18 protein-coding genes are annotated in these 17,706 nt (G+C 64.8%); 8 read left to right on the forward strand and 10 right to left on the reverse strand.

Annotated elements, in window-relative coordinates:
* Positions 1-3: 3 nt before the first annotated feature.
* The 8 genes from EC912_RS00790 to EC912_RS00825 are packed head-to-tail and all read left to right on the forward strand — an operon-like array spanning position 4 to position 8,732.
* Positions 4-1,209: an argininosuccinate synthase gene (locus EC912_RS00790; RefSeq protein ID WP_132141246.1), complete on the forward strand. Its 1,206-nt coding sequence runs from the start codon at positions 4-6 to the stop codon at positions 1,207-1,209.
* A complete protein-coding gene (locus EC912_RS00795; RefSeq protein WP_132141247.1) occupies positions 1,206-1,664 on the forward strand; it encodes a GNAT family N-acetyltransferase in 459 nt (152 codons plus the stop codon). The genes EC912_RS00790 and EC912_RS00795 overlap by 4 nt, the downstream gene beginning before the upstream one ends.
* Positions 1,661-2,761: an acetylornithine deacetylase gene (locus EC912_RS00800; RefSeq protein WP_132141248.1), complete on the forward strand. Its 1,101-nt coding sequence runs from the start codon at positions 1,661-1,663 to the stop codon at positions 2,759-2,761. The genes EC912_RS00795 and EC912_RS00800 overlap by 4 nt, the downstream gene beginning before the upstream one ends.
* A gap of 37 nt (positions 2,762-2,798) precedes the next feature.
* Positions 2,799-4,064 carry an acetylglutamate kinase gene (locus EC912_RS00805; protein ID WP_243649133.1) on the forward strand — a complete coding sequence of 422 codons (1,266 nt, stop codon included), beginning with the start codon at positions 2,799-2,801 and terminating at the stop codon, positions 4,062-4,064.
* Positions 4,065-4,070: 6 nt separating this feature from the next.
* Positions 4,071-5,018 (forward strand): N-acetyl-gamma-glutamyl-phosphate reductase, encoded by a 948-nt coding sequence (gene argC / locus EC912_RS00810; protein WP_207906742.1) that lies wholly within the window; start codon positions 4,071-4,073, stop codon positions 5,016-5,018.
* A gap of 15 nt (positions 5,019-5,033) precedes the next feature.
* The gene (locus EC912_RS00815) at positions 5,034-6,323 is read left to right on the forward strand and encodes an argininosuccinate lyase (RefSeq protein WP_132141251.1); all 1,290 of its coding nucleotides are present in this window, start codon (positions 5,034-5,036) and stop codon (positions 6,321-6,323) included.
* A 22-nt stretch (positions 6,324-6,345) separates the two neighbouring features.
* Positions 6,346-7,467: a glutamate 5-kinase gene (proB, locus tag EC912_RS00820; protein ID WP_132141252.1), complete on the forward strand. Its 1,122-nt coding sequence runs from the start codon at positions 6,346-6,348 to the stop codon at positions 7,465-7,467.
* Between the two features lie 14 nt (positions 7,468-7,481).
* Positions 7,482-8,732, forward strand: coding sequence for a glutamate-5-semialdehyde dehydrogenase (locus EC912_RS00825; protein WP_132141253.1), 1,251 nt, complete (start codon positions 7,482-7,484; stop codon positions 8,730-8,732).
* Between the two features lie 262 nt (positions 8,733-8,994).
* Here EC912_RS00825 and EC912_RS00830 read toward each other — a convergent pair whose 3' ends face one another.
* The 10 genes from EC912_RS00830 to EC912_RS00875 all read right to left on the reverse strand — a co-directional run bounded on the left by EC912_RS00830 (position 8,995) and on the right by EC912_RS00875 (position 17,671).
* Positions 8,995-9,693: a hypothetical protein gene (locus EC912_RS00830; RefSeq protein WP_132141254.1), complete on the reverse strand. Its 699-nt coding sequence runs from the start codon at positions 9,691-9,693 to the stop codon at positions 8,995-8,997.
* Positions 9,693-10,967 carry a kynureninase gene (kynU, locus tag EC912_RS00835; protein WP_132141255.1) on the reverse strand — a complete coding sequence of 425 codons (1,275 nt, stop codon included), beginning with the start codon at positions 10,965-10,967 and terminating at the stop codon, positions 9,693-9,695. The genes EC912_RS00830 and kynU overlap by 1 nt, the downstream gene beginning before the upstream one ends.
* A gap of 15 nt (positions 10,968-10,982) precedes the next feature.
* Positions 10,983-11,480, reverse strand: a complete 498-nt coding sequence (locus tag EC912_RS00840; protein WP_132141256.1) for a hypothetical protein — start codon at positions 11,478-11,480, stop codon at positions 10,983-10,985.
* A 12-nt stretch (positions 11,481-11,492) separates the two neighbouring features.
* Positions 11,493-12,512 (reverse strand): amidohydrolase family protein, encoded by a 1,020-nt coding sequence (locus EC912_RS00845; RefSeq protein ID WP_132141257.1) that lies wholly within the window; start codon positions 12,510-12,512, stop codon positions 11,493-11,495.
* A 55-nt stretch (positions 12,513-12,567) separates the two neighbouring features.
* Complete coding sequence (locus EC912_RS00850; protein WP_132141258.1) at positions 12,568-14,637, reverse strand: FUSC family protein; 2,070 nt, start codon at positions 14,635-14,637, stop codon at positions 12,568-12,570.
* Positions 14,638-14,698: 61 nt separating this feature from the next.
* The gene (gene efpL / locus EC912_RS00855; protein WP_132141259.1) at positions 14,699-15,262 is read right to left on the reverse strand and encodes an elongation factor P-like protein EfpL; all 564 of its coding nucleotides are present in this window, start codon (positions 15,260-15,262) and stop codon (positions 14,699-14,701) included.
* 39 nt (positions 15,263-15,301) lie between these two features.
* On the reverse strand, positions 15,302-16,069 hold the full coding sequence (locus EC912_RS00860; protein WP_132141260.1) for an SDR family NAD(P)-dependent oxidoreductase: 768 nt from the start codon (positions 16,067-16,069) through the stop codon (positions 15,302-15,304).
* Between the two features lie 49 nt (positions 16,070-16,118).
* Positions 16,119-16,709 (reverse strand): GNAT family N-acetyltransferase, encoded by a 591-nt coding sequence (locus tag EC912_RS00865; protein ID WP_132141261.1) that lies wholly within the window; start codon positions 16,707-16,709, stop codon positions 16,119-16,121.
* Entirely contained in the window at positions 16,706-17,170 is a 465-nt protein-coding gene (locus EC912_RS00870; protein WP_132141262.1) for a GNAT family N-acetyltransferase, read from the reverse strand. The genes EC912_RS00865 and EC912_RS00870 overlap by 4 nt, the downstream gene beginning before the upstream one ends.
* A gap of 6 nt (positions 17,171-17,176) precedes the next feature.
* Positions 17,177-17,671, reverse strand: coding sequence for a GNAT family N-acetyltransferase (locus tag EC912_RS00875; protein WP_132141263.1), 495 nt, complete (start codon positions 17,669-17,671; stop codon positions 17,177-17,179).
* Between the last annotated feature and the right edge of the window lie 35 nt (positions 17,672-17,706).

Genomic DNA, 17,706 nt, shown 5'->3' on the forward strand with positions numbered 1-17,706 from the left:
TCCATGTCCAGCAAAGATATCGTCCTCGCGTTTTCCGGCGGCCTCGACACCAGCTTCTGCGTGCCTTACCTCATGGAGCAGGGTTATAGCGTCCATACCGTTTTCGTCGACACCGGTGGCGTGTCGGCCGAGGAGCGCGAGTACATCGAGCAGCGCGCCATCGAACTGGGCGCCGCCTCGCATCGCACGGCCGATGCCGCGCAGGCGATCTGGGACACCTTCGTTACGCCGCTGATCTGGGCTGGCGAGTTCTATCAGGGCCAGTACCCGCTGCTGGTGTCGGATCGTTACCTCATCGTGCAGGAGTCGCTGAAGCGCTGCGACGAACTCGGCACGAAGTACTTCGCGCACGGCTGCACGGGCATGGGCAACGACCAGGTCCGTTTCGACCTGACCGTGAAGGCCCTGGGCGACTACACCATCGTTGCGCCGATCCGCGAAATCCAGCGCGAACACACCCAGGTCCGCGCGTACGAACAGAAGTACCTCGAAGACAAGGGCTTCGAAGTCCGCGCCAAGACCAAGCACTACACGATCAACGAGAACGTGCTCGGGGTGACCATATCCGGCGGCGAAATCGACGCATGGGAAATTCCGGGCGAGGGCGCCATCGGCTGGTGTGCGCCGCGTAGCGAATGGCCGCTGGAACCGCTGCAGATTACGCTCGGCTTCGAGAAGGGCAACGCGGTATCGCTGAACGGCAAGGCGGCCAGCGGCCCGGAGATCCTGCAGTTCCTGAATCGCGAGCTGGCCCGCTACGGCGTGGGCCGCAGCATGTATACCGGCGATACGAACATCGGCCTCAAGGGTCGCATCGTGTTCGAGGCGCCCGCGCTGACGGGCCTGCTCACGGCGCATCGTGCGCTTGAGGAAACCGTGCTCAGCAAGCAGCAGAATCGTTTCAAGCCGGAAATCGGCCGCAAGTGGACCGAAGTCGCCTACGAAGGATTCTTCAACGATCCGATCAAGACCGATCTGGAAGCCTATCTCGTGTCGACGCAGCGCAAGGTCGACGGCACGGTGATCATCGAAACGCGCGGCGGTTCGGTGTACGCGGTGAAGGTCGAGTCGAAGAACATCCTGCAGACGTCGAAGGCGACGTACGCGCAGGCGGCCGACTGGGGCGTGGCCGAGGCCGAGGGCTTCATCAAGCTCTACGGCATGAGCTCCACGGTTTGGGCCGAAGTCGATCGTCAGGCCCGCAAATGAGCGAACTTCGCATCAGCGCGGATAAACACGAGCTCGACGTCGGGCTCGTGCATGCATTCCTGTCGACCCAGTCCACCTGGGCCAAAGGCATCCCGCGCGAAACCGTGGAACGTTCCATCGAGCATTCGATCTGTTTCGGCGGCTATGTCGGTGCGGAACAGGTCGCGTTCGCGCGGGTCATCACCGATCAAGCGACATTCGCCTATCTGGTCGACGTATTCGTGTTGCCCGAGCATCGCGGAAGCGGCTATGCAAAAGCGCTGATGGCCGAGGTGATGGCATGGCCTTCGTTGCAGGGGCTGCGCCGTTTCATGCTGGCGACCTGGAATGCCCATGCGCTGTATGCGCCGCTCGGTTTTGCGGCGCCAGGCCGACCCGAAACGCTGATGGAACGCTATCATCCGGACGTCTATACGGACGCGGCCAGGCTGGCCGCCCAAAACGGAACCTCATGAACAAGCTACTGGAAGACACGCTGACCCACCTGCGCGCGCTGGTCGGGTTCGATACGCGCAACCCGCCCCGAACCATCGGTACCGGCGGGATCTTCGATTACCTGCGTTCGGCCCTGCCGGGGTTCGATGTGCAGGTGACGGATTTCGGCGCCGGTGCCGTGAATCTGTACGCCGTGCGCGGCAAACCGAAGTATCTGTTCAACGTACACATGGACACCGTGCCCGACTCCCCGCACTGGACGGCCAGCCCGTTCGAGCTGCGCGTGGACGGCGAGCGCGCAGTGGGCCTCGGTGCCTGCGATATCAAGGGCGCGGCGGCCGCGTTGGTCGCCGTGGCCCATGCCACCAGCGGCGACATGGCGCTGCTGCTTTCCACGGATGAAGAAGCCAACGACGCGCGTTGCATCGACGGCTTCCTGAAGACGCCGCGTGACTACGCCGCCATCATCGTCGCCGAACCGACGAAGGGCGAAGCGGTGCTGGCACATCGCGGCATCCATTCGGTGCAGATGAGCTTCAGCGGCCGCGCGGGTCACGCGTCGGGCGAACAGAAGCCTTCGGACAGCGCGCTTCACCAGGCCATTCGCTGGGGTGCCGCGGCGCTGGACTTCGTGCAGGATCAGTCGCACGAACGCTTTGGCGGCCTCACCGGTCTGCGCTTCAACATCGGCAAGGTCGAAGGCGGGATCAAGGCGAACGTCATCGCGCCTACCGCCGACGTGCGCTTCGGTTTCCGTCCGCTGCCGTCGATGGACGCGGATCGCATGCTGGAAACCTTCCGCACGCTGGTCGAGCCGTATCCGGTCACGTTCGGCGAAACCTTCCGCGGCGATTCGCTGCCCGCGGGCGACACGGCCACGGCCGAATCCCGTCGTCTGGCCGCGCGCGATATCGCGGACGAACTCGAGATTCCCGTCGGCAACGCGGTCGACTTCTGGACCGAATCGGCGCTGTTCTCGGCAGCGGGCTTCACGTCCTTCGTTTATGGCCCCGGGGACATTGCCCAGGCCCATAGTGCCGACGAATGGGTCGCCCTCGACCAGCTTCAGCAATACGCGCAAACCATCTACCGGATCGTCGAAAGTGGAAACGCATAAGCACACGCGCAAGACCATCGTCCGCCTGCTGTCCAGCATGGGCAGCGCGCGGGAGATCCAGCAGTATCTGAAGCGCTTCTCGCAGCTGGATGCGAAGCGGTTCGCCGTGGTCAAGGTCGGCGGCGCCGTGCTGCGCGACGACCTGCCGGCGCTGACGTCGTCGCTCGCATTCCTGCAGCAGGTCGGCCTGACGCCGATCGTGCTGCATGGCGCGGGTCCGCAGCTGGACGAAGAACTGTCGGCGGCCGGCATCGAGAAGCATACGGTCAATGGCCTGCGCGTCACGACGCCTGAAGCGCTGGCCATCGTTCGCCGCGTATTCCAGTCGCAGAACCTGCGGCTGGTCGAAGCGCTGCAGCAGGCCGATACGCGCGCGACATCGGTACCGTCGGGTGTATTCACGGCCGACTATCTCGATCCGGAAACCTACGGACTGGTCGGCAAGGTGCGGGAAATCAATCTCGCCCCGATCGAAGCGAGCCTACGCGCCGGGTCGATTCCGGTCATCGCCAGCCTTGGCGAAACGGATGCGGGCCAGATACTTAACATCAATGCGGACTTTGCCGCGAACGAACTGGTACGTGTATTGCAGCCGTACAAGATCGTTTTTCTCACCGGCACGGGCGGATTGCTGGACGGCGATGGCGAGATCATCGACTCGATCAACCTGTCCACCGAATACGACCAGTTGCTCGCGCAGCCCTGGTTGCATTCGGGCATGCGCCTGAAAATCGAACAGATCAAGGACCTGCTGGACGATCTGCCGCTGACCTCGTCGGTGTCGATCACGCGCCCGTCGGAACTGGCCAAGGAGCTCTTCACGCACAAGGGTTCCGGTACGCTGGTTCGCCGCGGCGAGCGCGTGCTGCGCTTCGAATCGTGGGATGGTGTCGACCTGGAGCGCATGCGCGGCCTGATCGAGTCCAGCTTCGGCCGTACGCTGGTTTCCGATTACTTCGATCGCACGGATATCTACCGTCTTTACGTCAGCGAAAACTATCGCGCCGCGATGATCCTGACGAAGGAGGATGGGTTCGCTTATCTGGATAAGTTCGCCGTACTCGACGATGCGCAGGGCGAAGGCCTGGGACGTGCCGTGTGGCAGGTGATGCGCGACGAAAATCCGAAACTGTTCTGGCGTTCGCGCCATGGCAATACCATCAATCACTTCTACTACGCCGAATCCGACGGCTGCTTCAAGCAGGATCGCTGGAAGGTGTTCTGGTACGGTCTCGATAACTTCGCCGATATCGAACGCTGCGTGGCTCATTGCGCCACGCGCGAGCCGACCCTTACGGACTGAATCATCATGTCGAAGAAGACTATCGGTATCGTCGGCGCGCGCGGTCATACGGGCGCCGAACTCATTCGCCTCATCGCGAACCACCCGGCACTCGAACTCGCCTTCGTCTCGTCGCGCGAGCTCGATGGCCAGCGCCTTGCCGACCATAACGACACCTACAAGGGCGAGCTTCGTTTCACGAATCTCGATGCCGAAGCCGTCGCCGCGCAGGGGATGGATGTCGTCATTCTCGCGTTACCGAACGGCAAGGCGGCACCGTACGTCGAGGCCATCGACAAAGCGGACAAAGGCACGGTAGTGGTCGACCTATCGGCCGACTATCGTTTCGACGAGCGCTGGTTTTACGGCCTTCCGGAGCTTTATCGCGAGCGCTGGCGCGGCGAAAAGCGGATCAGCAATCCCGGCTGCTATGCCACGGCGGTGCAGCTGTCGATCGCGCCAGTGAAAGATCTGCTGGCCGCGCCGCCGGTATCGTTCGGTGTCTCGGGCTATTCGGGTGCGGGCACCACGCCTTCGGATCGTAACGATCCGGAGAAGTTGCGCGACAACCTGATGCCGTACTCGCTCACCGGTCATATGCACGAGCGCGAAGCCAGCCGGCACCTGGGTGTGCCCGTGGAATTCATGCCGCATGTCGCGCCGCATTTCCGCGGTCTTACCGTCACCACCAATCTCTATCTGGCGCGGCCCATGAAGCGCGACGAGGTCGTGGCGCGTTTCCGTGGCGCTTACGAGAACGAGAAGCTGGTGCGGGTGCTGGACGACGCACCGTGGGTCAGCCGTATCGCGAACAAACACCATGCGGAAGTCGGTGCGTTCGAGATGTCGGCGGACGGTCGCCGCGTCGTCGTGGTAGCCACGCTGGATAATCTCCTGAAGGGCGCCGCGACGCAGGCGATGCAGAACGTGAATCGCGCGCTCGGCTTCGACGAATACACCTCCATTCCGGTTTAAAAAGGCAACGCTAAGATGACCCAGCCGCTCTGGCAGAAATCCGATAGCAAGGTCGATGCGCGCATCATGCGTTTCCTTGCCGGAAACGACGTGATCCTCGATCGCGAGTTCTTCCTGCACGACATCGAAGCGAGCAAGGCGCATGTCGAGGGGCTGGCCAATATCGGCGTGGTTTCGGGCGACGAATGTGCCGGCTTGCTGCGCGAGCTCGATGCGCTGGCGGTCGACTTTTCGTCCGGAAGCTTTGTGCTGGACGATCGTTTCGAGGATGGGCACTCCGCTATCGAGGCACGGTTGACGGAGCGCCTTGGCGATGCCGGACGACGCGTGCACACCGGTCGTAGCCGCAACGACCAGATCCTGGTCGCCACGCGTCTCTGGCTGAAGGAAAAGCTCGGCACGCTCGAAACCCTGTGCCGCGAGATCGCCGGGGTCTGCATCGAACGCGCTGCCGGCGATTCGGTACCCATGCCGGGCTATACGCATATCCAGCGCGCGGTGGTGTCGTCGACCGGGATGTGGTTCGCGGCATTCGCGGAAGCCTTTGTGGACAACGCGCTGCGCGCGCGTCAGGCGTTCGACTGGATCGATGCCAATCCGCTCGGCACGGCCGCCGGTTACGGCGTCAACGTCGCGCTGGACCGCGAGCACACCACGTCGCGGCTCGGCTTCGCCCGTATGCAGGTGTCGCCGATCTATGCGCAGCTTTCGCGCGGTAAGTTCGAAATGGCAGCGCTGGATGCCGTAGGCACCGCGCTGCTCGATACGCGTCGTCTGGCGTGGGATCTGTCGCTGTTCACCACGGCCGAGTTCGATTTCGTCAGCCTGCCGGGCGAGTACACCACCGGCTCGTCGATCATGCCGAACAAGCGCAATCCGGACGTCGTCGAACTGCTGCGCGCCAGCTATGCGGCCGTCGCCGCCGCGCGGACGGAAATCGAACAGCTGCTGTCGCTGCCGTCGGGTTATCAGCGCGACCTGCAGTTTTCGAAGGGTTCGCTGTATCACGGCTTCACGAATGGGCTCGCCGCGCTGGAACTCCTGCCCGATCTGCTGGCGCGGATGGAATGGAAGGCCGAGCGCATGCGGGCGGCCATCGAGCCGGCGATGTACGCCACCGACGTCGCCATCGAGCAGGCCGTCGCGGGCGTTCCGTTCCGCGATGCTTATCGTGCCGCCGCGGAAACGGCGGCTTCGGCGGGCGACGGGCGTACGCCCGAGTCCAGCCTCGCGGCACGCGTGTCGCCGGGTGCCGGATACGATCTTCGGCTGGATGCGCTGCGCGCGCGTCTGACGCGGAGTTGACGATTACCTGAAGGGGAGCGGGATGGGGAGCGGGTTCGTGGAACAGGCGCTGCCATCCTGGCGGCGTGCGGTACTCAAAGTCGGCAGCAGCCTGCTCGCCGCCGACGAGGGTGGGCTGAGTCCGCGGTACGCCGCCGCACTGGCGGCCTTCGTCGAGCGCAGCCGCGCGAACGGGCGCGATGTCGTGATCGTTTCCTCGGGCGCCGTGGCGGCGGGCCGCGCGCTGGCGACGCCAGGGCAGGCGATGGGATTGCCGGCGCGGCAGGCACTCGCCGCGCTGGGTCAGACGCGGCTGATCGCTCTTTGGCAGGGATTCTTCGACGCACCGGTCGCCCAGGTCCTGCTTACCCACGACGACCTTCGTCACCGCCGTCGCTACCTCAACGCTCGTTCCACGCTACGTGAACTGCTCGCGCTACGGGCCATTCCCGTCATCAACGAGAACGATACCGTCGCGGTCGACGAGCTGAAACTCGGCGACAACGACAATCTCGCCGCGATCGTCGCGGCGCTGGTCGACGCGGATATTCTGCTTATCGCGACGGATATCGGCGGCCTGTACAGCGCCAATCCCCGCATAGCGCCGGATGCGGCCCCGATCGACGATGTGGCGGCCGTGACGCCGGAGCTTTACGCGATAGCCGGTGGCAGCGGATCGAGGTCCGGTACGGGCGGCATGCGCACCAAACTGGAAGCCGCCGAAAAAGCCGCGGCGGCCGGAATAGAAACGATTCTGTTCGACGGCACCGATGCGACAGTCGTGGGACGGCTGGCCGACGGCATGCTCTCGGGTACCCGTATCCGCGCGCCGCGTACACGGCTGGCGGCACGCAAGTACTGGCTGCGTCACGCGCCTTCGGCGGGAAGCATCACGATCGATCCGGGTGCGGCGCGCGCCGTGCGCGAACGCGGCGCGTCGTTGCTGCCGGGCGGCGTACTCGGTGCGACCGGCGACTTCGCACGCGGCGATGTCGTGGAAATCGCCTGCGAGGAAGACGGTTTGCCGGTCGGTCGCGGCATCAGTCAGTACGCGGCGGTGGATATCCGCCGCATCGCGCGGAAACACACACGCGACATCGATGCCGTGCTGGGTTATAGCTATGGCGAGAATGTCATCCATCGCGACGATCTGGTCGCGCTGTGAATCGGGAGGCAAGCATGAGTACGTCGATACGCGAACAGGCACTGGCCTGCCGGGAGGCGTCGATCCATGTCGCGGGGCTGTCGACGGAGCGCAAGCGCGCGTTGCTGCACGACATGGCGGTGGCACTGGCGGCGGACGCTGCAACCGTCCTTGCCGCGAACGCGCGCGATATGGAAGCCGCACGCGCGAACGGTATCGGCGCGGCGATGCTCGACCGGCTGCGTCTGGACGAGGGCCGTCTCGATGGCATCGTCCGCGCGATCGGGGCGGTCGCGGCGTTACCCGATCCGGTCGGGCGGGTTACGCGTTCCGAAGTGCGGCCGAACGGGCTTGTCGTGGAGCGCGTTCGCGTTCCGCTTGGTGTCATTGCGATGATTTACGAAGCGCGCCCGAACGTTACCGCCGATGCCGCCGCGCTGTGTCTTATGGCAGGGAATGGCGTGATTCTCCGCGGCGGTTCGGATGCGATGCATTCGAATCTTGCCATCGCCACCGCCATGCGTAGCGCATTGCCCGCGCATGGCGTACCGGTCGATGCGCTTACGCTGGTCGGCGATCCGTCGCGCGAAACGATGGTCGAACTGCTGCAGCTGGTCGATATCGTCGACCTCGCGATTCCTCGTGGCGGGGAAGGGCTGATCGGCTTCGTCACCGAGCATGCGCGCGTGCCGGTCATCAAACACTACAAGGGCGTATGCCACCTTTACGTCGACAGCGCGGCCGATCCGGCGCTGGCGTTGCGACTGCTGGTGAACGGCAAAACGAGCCGGCCCGGCGTATGCAATGCGCTGGAGACGCTGCTGGTCCATGCGGACATCGCGGATACGTTCGTTCCCGCCGCCGTCGCCGCGTTGCGCGAGCGAGGCGTCGAGGTCCGGGCGTGCGAACGATCGCGAGCCATTGTCGCGGATCTGGCCGCCGCCGATAACACCGACTACGGCGCGGAGTTCCTGGACCTGGTGATCGCCATGCGCGTCGTCGACGATCTCGATGCCGCTATCGCGCATATCCGCCGCTTCGGTTCCGATCACACGGAAGTCATCGCCACGCGCGACGAGATCGCTGCGGAGCGTTTCGTGCGCGAGCTGCGTTCGGCGGTGGTGATGGTGAATGCGTCGTCGCGATTCAGCGATGGCGGGGAGTTGGGACTGGGGACGGAAATCGGCATTTCCACGACGCGGCTGCATGCGTATGGGCCGATGGGGGCGGAGTCGCTGACGGTAGAGCGTTTTGTGGTGCGTGGTAACGGGCAGGTTCGGGAGTAGTGTGGTTACCCACGGCCGAAGCAGTTTCTCTGTGGGAGCGCGCCTGCGCGCGAAAGCCAACGGAGCGATGATGCCGAACGTTCATTCGCGACTCATAAGCCCGGGCTTGCGATGCCACCCATTCGTTTCATCGCTTCGTTGGCTTTCGCGCGCAGGCGCGCTCCCACAGAGAGCCTCCCACAGAGAGCCTCCCACAGAGAGCCTCCCACAGAGAGCCTCCCACAGAGAGCCTCCCACAGAGAGCCTCCCACAGAGAGCCTTGTCAGAGAACCGCAGCCAGCGCCGCGCGAAGACGATCGGCTTCGTCCTGCATCGTGTTGAACGCACGCTCCATGGCATCGGCGAACCTGTCCCGGTCCAGCGCCACGGTTTCGGGGCGGCCTGTTTCGTCCGATGCGTATTCGATCAGCACGCGCTGTCCGTCGATCCACGATTGCGTGCCGAAAATGAAGTCCGGCTCGTCATATCGGGACGAACCCTCTTCCGGCGCGCTGGCGAGTGCGGTGCGTCCGTCGCGTGGTGCATCGCGCAGCAGGTCGATCGCTCCGCGGAATTCCTCCGGTTCGCCGAGGAAGGCATCGATGCGATCCATCCGCGGACCGACGAAGATTTCCACGTCGCCCGATGTCGCGAGATGACGCGCATAGCCATCAAGGCGCGCGAGACGATTCGTCAATACCGGTTTCACCGCCGCGACATAACTATCCGTGGCGCGTGGATTCTCGCGCAGCCATGCACTGCTGACATCGTCGCTGGCGACGACGTAACCGTTCGTCGATGCTTCGATGCCGCGATGGGAAAGACCGGCAGGCCGTGTGGGCAGCTCGACGGGAAGTCCACCGGCAAGCAGGCCCAGCGCGCGCCGCCCCGGTACCTTGCGCAACCAGTGCGTCACCGCCTGTATGGCGAAACCGTCACCGCGCTCGCTATAGGGAAGCGGATAGACATCCGTTGTCGCCATCAGCGCGAACGCCAGGCGACGACGGCTTCGGCGAAACCGAGGCAGTCGCTGAAACGGTTGTACAGCGGCGTCGGCGAGATGCGGATGACGTCCGGTTCGCGCCAGTCGCCAATGATGCCGTTGGCCATCAGATAATCGAAAAGCGAGCGGCCGGCGTCGCGACCCGCGCGTACGCGAATCGACAGCTGGGCACCGCGCTGCGAGGGATCGGCGGGCGTCACCACTTCGAGCGTTTCGGCCAGACGTTCGCGCACCAGCCACTCAAGATATCCGGTGAGCTGTCGCGACTTGGCGACCAGCCGGTCCATGCCCGCGCGATGGAAGACGTCCAGCGAGACGCGCAACGGCGCGAGCGCGAGGATCGGGGGGTTGGAAAGCTGCCAGCCGTCCGCACCGGGGATGGGAACGAACTCGGGTCCCATCCTGAAGCGGGTCGACTTGTCGTGCCCCCACCAGCCCGCGAAGCGCGGCAGGTCGGCCTTGCCGTGACGCTCGTGGACGAAGGCGCCACCCACGGCGCCCGGGCCGCCGTTGAGGTATTTGTAGCTGCACCAGATCGCGAAATCGGCGCCGGAGTCATGCAGTTTCAGCGGCAGGTTGCCGACCGCATGGGCAAGGTCGAAACCGACCAGGCAACCACGCGCATGCGCGGCGCGCACGATGGCGGCGAGGTCGAACGACTGGCCGGTGCGGTACTGGATGCCCGGCAGCAGGACCAGTGCGATGCGCGAGCCATGCTCGGCCAGTACGCGCTCGATGGCTGCCTGCGACAGCGTGCCGTTCGGACCGTCGGCTTCCACTTCGATCAGCGCGGTGGCCGGGTCGAAACCATGGAAGCGGACCTGCGATTCGACGGCGTAGCGATCGGTCGGAAACGAGCCGGCTTCGATGAGAACGGCGGGACGTTGCGCGGTGGGCCGGTAGAAACTGACCATCATCAGGTGCAGATTCACGCCGAGCGTGTTCATGGCGACCACTTCGTCGGGTCGCGCGCCGACGATTTCGGCCAGGTTGTCGCGCACGTACTCGTGATAATCCAGCCACGGCAGGCGACCGCGGAAGTGACCTTCGACGGCCAGCTCGCCCCAGTAGTCCAGTTCGTCGTTCAGCGCGGCGCGCACGGCGCGAGGTTGCAGTCCGAGCGAATTGCCGCAGAAGTACAGGCTGTCGTGGCCTTCATGCGGAGGGATATGAAATTCGTCGCGGAAGGTGCGCAGCGGATCGGCGGCATCCTGGGCATCGGCCCAGGCGCGTGTGGCTTCGTAGGACGTCATGGGGACTCGGGAATATTAGGTGGACATGTGCGAGGCGATATCGTCGCACCCACGATCGAAGGCGGCGTTCCACGCGGCGGCGCCGGTCGGGCGCACGCAACGCAACTGGATGGCCCGGTCGCCGACGAACCAGTAACGCTCGCGGTAGTTGAGTTTCACGCCGCTTTCCTGCGCCGTGTAAATGTATTCGTTCGCTGCCGTCGAGGGAGTGGCCGCATAGCCGGTCATGCCCTTCGCGCGGATCGTGAAACCGTCGATGTATTGTTTGAACGCCGCTACGCTGGCTACCTGCTTCACTGTCACGGTGACGCGCGCCAGCGCATTCGTTGCCGTCGACGGATCGGGCACCTGGAACACCTGGACTTCCGGATCGCCATCGGTCTGCATGATGCTGAGCCACGTGTCGGGCGTGCTGAAGCGGACCGAGCCGTTGGCCATCAGGACGTCGGCGGAGAAAGCTGCCGGGCTGGCGAGCAGCAGGGCGGCTATGAGCGGCTTGAACGTGCGGGTCATGCGCGTTTCCTGTCAGGACGTCGTTGTCTGGAATCGGGACGCGGGGAGGCCCAGCCATTCCAGCGCGGTGCCGTGAAACAGGCGCGCGCGGGACGTATCGTCGAGCCCCAGTGCCTCGATCCCGCTCCCGGGCACCTGTTCCCCCAACGGGAAAGGATAGTCGGTTCCGAGCATCACGCGCTCGACTCCCGTCACATCCAGCAGATACCGCAGGGCGAGGGGATCGTGCACACAGGAGTCGAAGAAAAGACGCGACAGATATTCGCGTGGATTGCGGGCGTTGTCCGTGGCGACGATGTCGGGGCGCATGCGGAATCCGTGTTCGATGCGGCCGATCGTGTACGGGAAACTGCCGCCCCCGTGGGCGAGCATGATTTTCAGGCCGGGCAGGCGTTCCAGCACACCGCCGAAGACCAGCGAACACGCCGCGCGCGACTGCTCCGCCGGCATGCCTACCAGCCAGGGCAGCCAGTACTTCGGCATGTCGGCACCGCCCATCATGTCCCAGGGGTGCACGAGGATGGCGGCGCCCATGTCCGCAGCGGCTTCGAAGAACGGAAACAGCTCGGGCGCGTCGAGATTCCAGTCGTTGCAGTGCGACCCGATCTGTACGCCTTGCAGGCCCAGTTCGTCGAGGCAGCGTTCCATTTCCTGGATCGCCAGCGTCGGCGACTGCAGCGGGACGGTACCGATGCCCGCGTAGTGACGCGGATGGGTTTCGCATACCGCGGCCATCGAGTCGTTCAGATGGCGATGCAGTTCCAGCGCCTGATGGCCTTTGGCCCAGTACGAGAACATCACCGGTACGGTGGAAATTACCTGCACGTCGACGCCGTAACGGGCGTAATCGGCGATCCGGTGTTCGGCGTCGAACGCCGATTCCCACACTTCGCGGAAGAACTTGCCGTCCTTGTAAATCCGGTGATGGCCGCCGGTGCGCGTCATGACCGGAAAACGCTCGTCGGCGTACTTGCCGGCCAGGTCGGGCCAGTCGCGCGGGAGGATATGGGCGTGCGTGTCGATTTTCAGCATGTGATCGAGTGTAGCCGCATCCCCGTTAGCCTACGTTTCGCGTTGCAGCAAGGGCTCAGGTTTCGGCGTTGCGCCTGGCGATGACGTGCTGGGTCGTGTCGACGTTATCGGTCAGCCGGTCGGTCACGCGGACGATGGAGTCAGCCAGTTCCCGGTCCCGCATCCGTGTCAGTTGCTCGGTCAGCTGGCGCTGCATCGCGCGCAGGTCGGCGGGAGGGGCGGGGTCGCGGCTTTCGCTCAATGCCGCCGCCTGCTCGTGCAGGACGTCGGCCGAAGCGGTGACGAAGGGGCCGACCAGTTCCCATTCCGGGGGTACCGCTTCGCCGTCGATAAGGGCTTCCAGCGTCATCGCGGTCCGGGCCAGGCGGTTGCCGTTCGCATACAGCGTTTCGGCCAGTTCCTGCAGGTGCCTTGGGGTTCCGGGTTCGGCACGCATACGATCGACCGAGGCCAGCGCATTGGTGCGCGCCGTACGTGCGGCGGTTCGGGCGTCGTGACGTTTCGCGCGGCTTTCCGGAGACGCCAGCACGCGGACATACGTGGCGTATGCGTCGAGCATGTCCGCCAGCGCCACGCGTGCGCGGTTGCGCTCCCAGGTAGGCCACAGAACGTAAGCAAGCAGCGCCATGCCGCTGCCCAGGGCCGTATTGAGCACGCGGTCGGACATCGCGGCGGACGAATCCACGCCCTCGAACGAGAGCAGCACGACGACCGTCCCCGTGAGTGCCGCGACCGCGACGCCGTAATGCGCCGTGGCCAGATAGCGGAAGGCGACGCAGAGCACGCCCATGACCGCGATATGCGCCCAGATCACGTTTGGCGTGATGCCGAGCAGGAACGAGGTAAGGACCAGCCCGAGAATCGTGCCCACGACACGCAGCAGCCCGAAATTGAGCGTGGCGGCGAAGTCGGGGCGCAGCACGATGGCGGCCGTCATTGGCATCCAGTAGCCATGCGGCAGATTGGCGTAGCGCGACACGGCAAACGCCAGCGTGAGGACCACCGCGCAGCGGACCGCGTGCCGGAACGCGACGGAGTGGGGGGTGATGTTGGCGCGTAGCGTGGCCAGTACGGAAGCGCTGCGCAGCGTTTCGGGCAGGGCGACTTCGGCCTCCTGTGCGCGCAATTCGCCGCGGCTGCCGGCCCAGTTGGTATTGCGGACCGCAGCCGCAAGCTGGCCGGATAGCGCGCGGATATGCGCCGTCATGCCGGCTCCCGCCGAACCGCCGAGCAGGGCACGTTCGCTGGCTTGCAGGGTCTTCAGCGCGCGGTCCGCGCGTTCGGGCGGTTCGGCCGCTTCCAGTGCGTCGGCCGTGGCGGAAAGCACGCGCGCGGCGTCGGCCCGGAACATGTCCTGCATGCCGTCGCGGCGGCGATCGAGTTCGCCCATGGCGACCAGTTCGAGACGGATGCGCTCGGCCAGTTCCAGCAATACGCGAAAGGCTTCCATGGCACGACCGCGCGCGCGATGGCGGCCCAGCAGCGTGTTCTGCAACACCGTCATGCTGTCGGTGAGGCCTGGCGCGTCGCTATCGTCCTGGCGTTGGCGGGCAAGTTCGGCGAGGCCGCGATAGACATCCGCCAGTGCCTGACGCTCGGGGCGATAGCGCTGCAAGGGCCACGCGGCGATGGAAAACAGCGCCAGCAGCATGCCGCCGGAAAAGATGAGCGCCCCGCCGATCAGTGCGTCGCCCAGAGGTTTGGGCGTGGCCGCGGTAATCACGAGCAGCAGCATGCTGGTCATGCCAACGCGCGCGATGTCCGGCCCGAACACGACGAGCAGGCCGCCGAAAAAACCGCATAGCGCTGTCGCGATCGACATGGGCAGCACCCACGCACCGAGCAGGAATCCGGCCAGCGATGCGACGCCGGCGGCCAGTGCGGCGAGGAAGAGTCTGCTCAGTCGTTGCTGGTAAGGGCCCGGCTGGTCCGAGAACATCGTATCGAGCGCGCCGGCCGCGATACCGATACCGACCTGCGGATAATCGAAATAGATACCCAGCGCCAGCGGAAGGACAACCGCCGCCGTATTGCGCAACGCGACGCGCATGGGCACGTCGGGCCGCTTGGTCTTGATCAGGCTGTCCAGCACGCTTGCGCGGAGCGAATACCCGCCCGTGGTCATGGCTTCTCGATGCTCGTCCTTTGAGGCGTCGATTGTGCCGGATTGTTGCTGACTGGGGGTGTTACGCCCGACCCGCGAACTCGCCCGTTACCGTATTCACCGTGACCTTCTCGCCCGTCGTGATGTATTCGGGGACCTGGATCTCGACGCCGGTTTGCAGGGTGGCCGGCTTGGTGCGCTTCGTCGCGCTGGCGCCCTTCATTTCCGGAGCCGTGTCGGTCACGGTCAGCACGACGCTGGTCGGTACCTGCAAGGCGACCGGCGCGTCGTCGATGATCTGGACGTAATAGCCCTCGACGCCTTCGACGACGTAGCCCTCGTTGTCGCCGACGATCTCGGGACCAAGCAGGTACTGCGTAAAGTCTTCCTTGTCCATGAAGACGAACGCTTCGCCGTCCATGTACGAAAAGTCCGCTTCGCGGCGCGTGAGTTCCATTTCCTTCAGTTCGTCGTCCGCGCGCAGGCTGAGGTCGAATTTTCGGTTGGCCGGAATCGAGTAGAGCGTGAAGCGGTAGGTGACGTTGCCGCCGCGCGCGCTGGGCGAGCTGCGCTCGATGTCGCGGACCTGATAGACGGTACCCTCGTTCTCGACGACGTTACCTTTCTTGACTTCGGATGCTTTCATGGAATGAGCCGATGGGTTGGTTCGGGATAGGAAGATGGATTACTTGGCGGCCAGACGCACGGCGCCATCGAGACGGATCGTCTCGCCGTTGATGTAGATATTGGTCAGGATGAACGCGACGGTATCGGCGAATTCTTCCGGCTTGCCCAGACGCGAAGGGAAGGGGATAGACGCGCTCAGCGATTCCTGCACCAACGGCGGCATGTTGTCGACCATGGGCGTCCAGAAGATGCCCGGAGCGATAGTGGCGACACGGATGCCGAAGCGCGCGAGTTCGCGCGCCATCGGAAGCGTCATGCCGACGATGCCGCCTTTCGATGCGGAGTAGGCGGCCTGGCCGATCTGGCCTTCGTAAGCCGCGACCGAGGCGGTGTTCACGATGACGCCGCGCTCGCCGTCCTCGCCCGTGGCATTGCCCTGCATCAGGGACGCGGCGGCCTTGGCGACGTTGAAGCTGCCGACGAGGTTGACCATCACCGTGCTGGCGAACGTCGACAGCGGCATCGGGCCTTCCTTGCCCAGCACGCGACCGGCGCCAAGGATGCCCGCGCAATTGACGACGACATTCAGGCCACCCATGGCGTCGCGGGCGGCCGCGACGTTGGCGGCGACGCCTTCCTCGGACGTGACGTCGGTCCGCTGGAAGCTGGCCTTCGTTCCGAGCGCTGCCGCGGCGGCATGGCCTTTTTCTTCGTTGACATCGAAGAGGGCGACCTGCGCGCCGCTGGCGATCAGCTTCTGGGCGACGGCGTGGCCGAGACCTGAGGCACCGCCGGTGATGATCGCTTTGACCTGGTCGAGCTGCATAAAAGTCTCACGTGCATGGGCTAGAGGCGGAATGGTAGCCGAGGCGCCGCTACGGCGCGCGGGTGGCTGCCGAGCCTATCGCCAGCAAATCCGCCAGTTCCGGACTGCCGGCCAGCTCGGGGAAGCGGATCAGCGGGGCGGGGACGGCAGGCGGCGTATGCAGGGTTTTCTGCCATACGCCCACGTCCCACCAGCGATCGAGCTTGTAGCCCGCGTCCCGCCAGATGCCGGCGGGCGTGAAGCCCATGGATTCGTGCAATGCCACGCTGGTCTCGCCGGGTAGCGTGATGACGCCTACGGCCTGGTTGATCCGCTGCATGTTCATGACGTCGAGCAAGGTCGCGTACAGGCGCCGCGCGATGCCACGGCGACGCGCGTTGCCGTGGACGTAAATCGAGGTTTCGGCGATCCAGTCGTAGGCCGCGCGCTCACGGAATCTGCCGCAGTACGCATAGGCGAGCACGGTGCCGTTTTCTTCCCAGACCAGCCACGGATAACTCTGCATGCGCGCGACGATGCGTTCGCGCATGGCGTCGTCGCCCGGCAGTCCCGTTTCGAAGGTGATCGCGCTGTCTTCGACGATGGGCGCGTAAATCGCGTGACAGGCGGCGGCGTCATGCGGCGTGGCAATGCGGATCACAGGTTCTTTTCCATGAAGATGCTGGCGGGGTTCGCATAGTGATTGCCAAATGGCGGGCAACGGCGATAACCGGCCCGTTCGTAGAGTTCCAGCGATTCGGTCTGCGCGGTGCCCGTTTCCAGGCGCACGATACGACCGCCCGCTTTGCGCACCTGGCCTTCCAGCGCTTCGAGCATCTGCTTGCCCAGGCCCATGCCCCGGCAGGCGGGCAGTACGTACATGTGTTTCAGTTCGACGTAGTCGTCGTGGTCCACGCAGGCACCGCACGCGAGCGGCGTGCCGTCCACGCGCGCTGTCATGAAGCTGACGTTCGGCTGGCGCAATGCTTCCAGGCCGATCGACTCGCGACTGGTCGTCGTGTACAGGTCGGACAGGTAGCCATCGAACTGTTCGATCAGCGGGAGTATGTCGGCCTTGCCCGGATCGTCGGTGGCGAAGATGAGTTGCGGCGGCTGGGGCATTGCGCGTTATTCCTGGAGATCGCGAATGAAGAACTTATCGCAACTGAAGTGGCCCGTGCCGCCCATGGGCGCGTCGAGCGTGCGAAAGCCGTGGCGCCGGTAGAGCGTTTGTGCGGCATCCATGCCGGACAGGGTCTCCAGATAACACTGGCGGAATCCCAGGTCCCGGGCGGTCGCGAGACAGCGCTCCATCATCGCGCCGCCCGCGCCGATGCCGCGGGCTTCGGGCAGGAAGTACATTTTGCGAAGTTCGCAGACGCTGGAGTCGCCGCCTTCCAGCGGAGCGACGCCAGCGCCGCCGATGACAACGCCTTCGCGCTCCACGACGAAATACGCGCGGCGCCCGCCCGCATAGGCATGGCTCATCCCGCCGACTTCCGCATCGTGGATGGCGAAGCCGGGACCGTCGGCGCCGAATTCCGGCATGACGGTACGGATGATGGCGGCGATAACGCCATCGTCGCGGGATTCGATGGAGCGGATGGCGAAAGGCGTGGTCATGGGAGGATTCGTGGCCTGGCGTGGCAATTCGTTCC

Source organism: Luteibacter rhizovicinus, from assembly GCF_004342265.1.
Taxonomy (GTDB): Bacteria; Pseudomonadota; Gammaproteobacteria; order Xanthomonadales; family Rhodanobacteraceae; genus Luteibacter; species Luteibacter rhizovicinus_B.

Bases quoted from the DNA above. Each gene is read 5' to 3' on its own strand.
- kynU (WP_132141255.1), bottom strand. From the start codon at position 10,967: ATGACGTCCTACGAAGCCACACGCGCCTGGGCCGATGCCCAGGATGCC.
- EC912_RS00860 (WP_132141260.1), bottom strand. From the start codon at position 16,069: ATGCAGCTCGACCAGGTCAAAGCGATCATCACCGGCGGTGCCTCAGGT.
- argC (WP_207906742.1), top strand. From the start codon at position 4,071: ATGTCGAAGAAGACTATCGGTATCGTCGGCGCGCGCGGTCATACGGGC.
- EC912_RS00875 (WP_132141263.1), bottom strand. From the start codon at position 17,671: ATGACCACGCCTTTCGCCATCCGCTCCATCGAATCCCGCGACGATGGC.
- EC912_RS00800 (WP_132141248.1), top strand. From the start codon at position 1,661: ATGAACAAGCTACTGGAAGACACGCTGACCCACCTGCGCGCGCTGGTC.
- efpL (WP_132141259.1), bottom strand. From the start codon at position 15,262: ATGAAAGCATCCGAAGTCAAGAAAGGTAACGTCGTCGAGAACGAGGGT.
- EC912_RS00870 (WP_132141262.1), bottom strand. From the start codon at position 17,170: ATGCCCCAGCCGCCGCAACTCATCTTCGCCACCGACGATCCGGGCAAG.
- EC912_RS00795 (WP_132141247.1), top strand. From the start codon at position 1,206: ATGAGCGAACTTCGCATCAGCGCGGATAAACACGAGCTCGACGTCGGG.
- EC912_RS00850 (WP_132141258.1), bottom strand. From the start codon at position 14,637: ATGACCACGGGCGGGTATTCGCTCCGCGCAAGCGTGCTGGACAGCCTG.
- EC912_RS00830 (WP_132141254.1), bottom strand. From the start codon at position 9,693: ATGGCGACAACGGATGTCTATCCGCTTCCCTATAGCGAGCGCGGTGAC.
- proB (WP_132141252.1), top strand. From the start codon at position 6,346: ATGGGGAGCGGGTTCGTGGAACAGGCGCTGCCATCCTGGCGGCGTGCG.
- EC912_RS00845 (WP_132141257.1), bottom strand. From the start codon at position 12,512: ATGCTGAAAATCGACACGCACGCCCATATCCTCCCGCGCGACTGGCCC.
- EC912_RS00805 (WP_243649133.1), top strand. From the start codon at position 2,799: ATGGGCAGCGCGCGGGAGATCCAGCAGTATCTGAAGCGCTTCTCGCAG.
- EC912_RS00790 (WP_132141246.1), top strand. From the start codon at position 4: ATGTCCAGCAAAGATATCGTCCTCGCGTTTTCCGGCGGCCTCGACACC.
- EC912_RS00825 (WP_132141253.1), top strand. From the start codon at position 7,482: ATGAGTACGTCGATACGCGAACAGGCACTGGCCTGCCGGGAGGCGTCG.
- EC912_RS00815 (WP_132141251.1), top strand. From the start codon at position 5,034: ATGACCCAGCCGCTCTGGCAGAAATCCGATAGCAAGGTCGATGCGCGC.
- EC912_RS00840 (WP_132141256.1), bottom strand. From the start codon at position 11,480: ATGACCCGCACGTTCAAGCCGCTCATAGCCGCCCTGCTGCTCGCCAGC.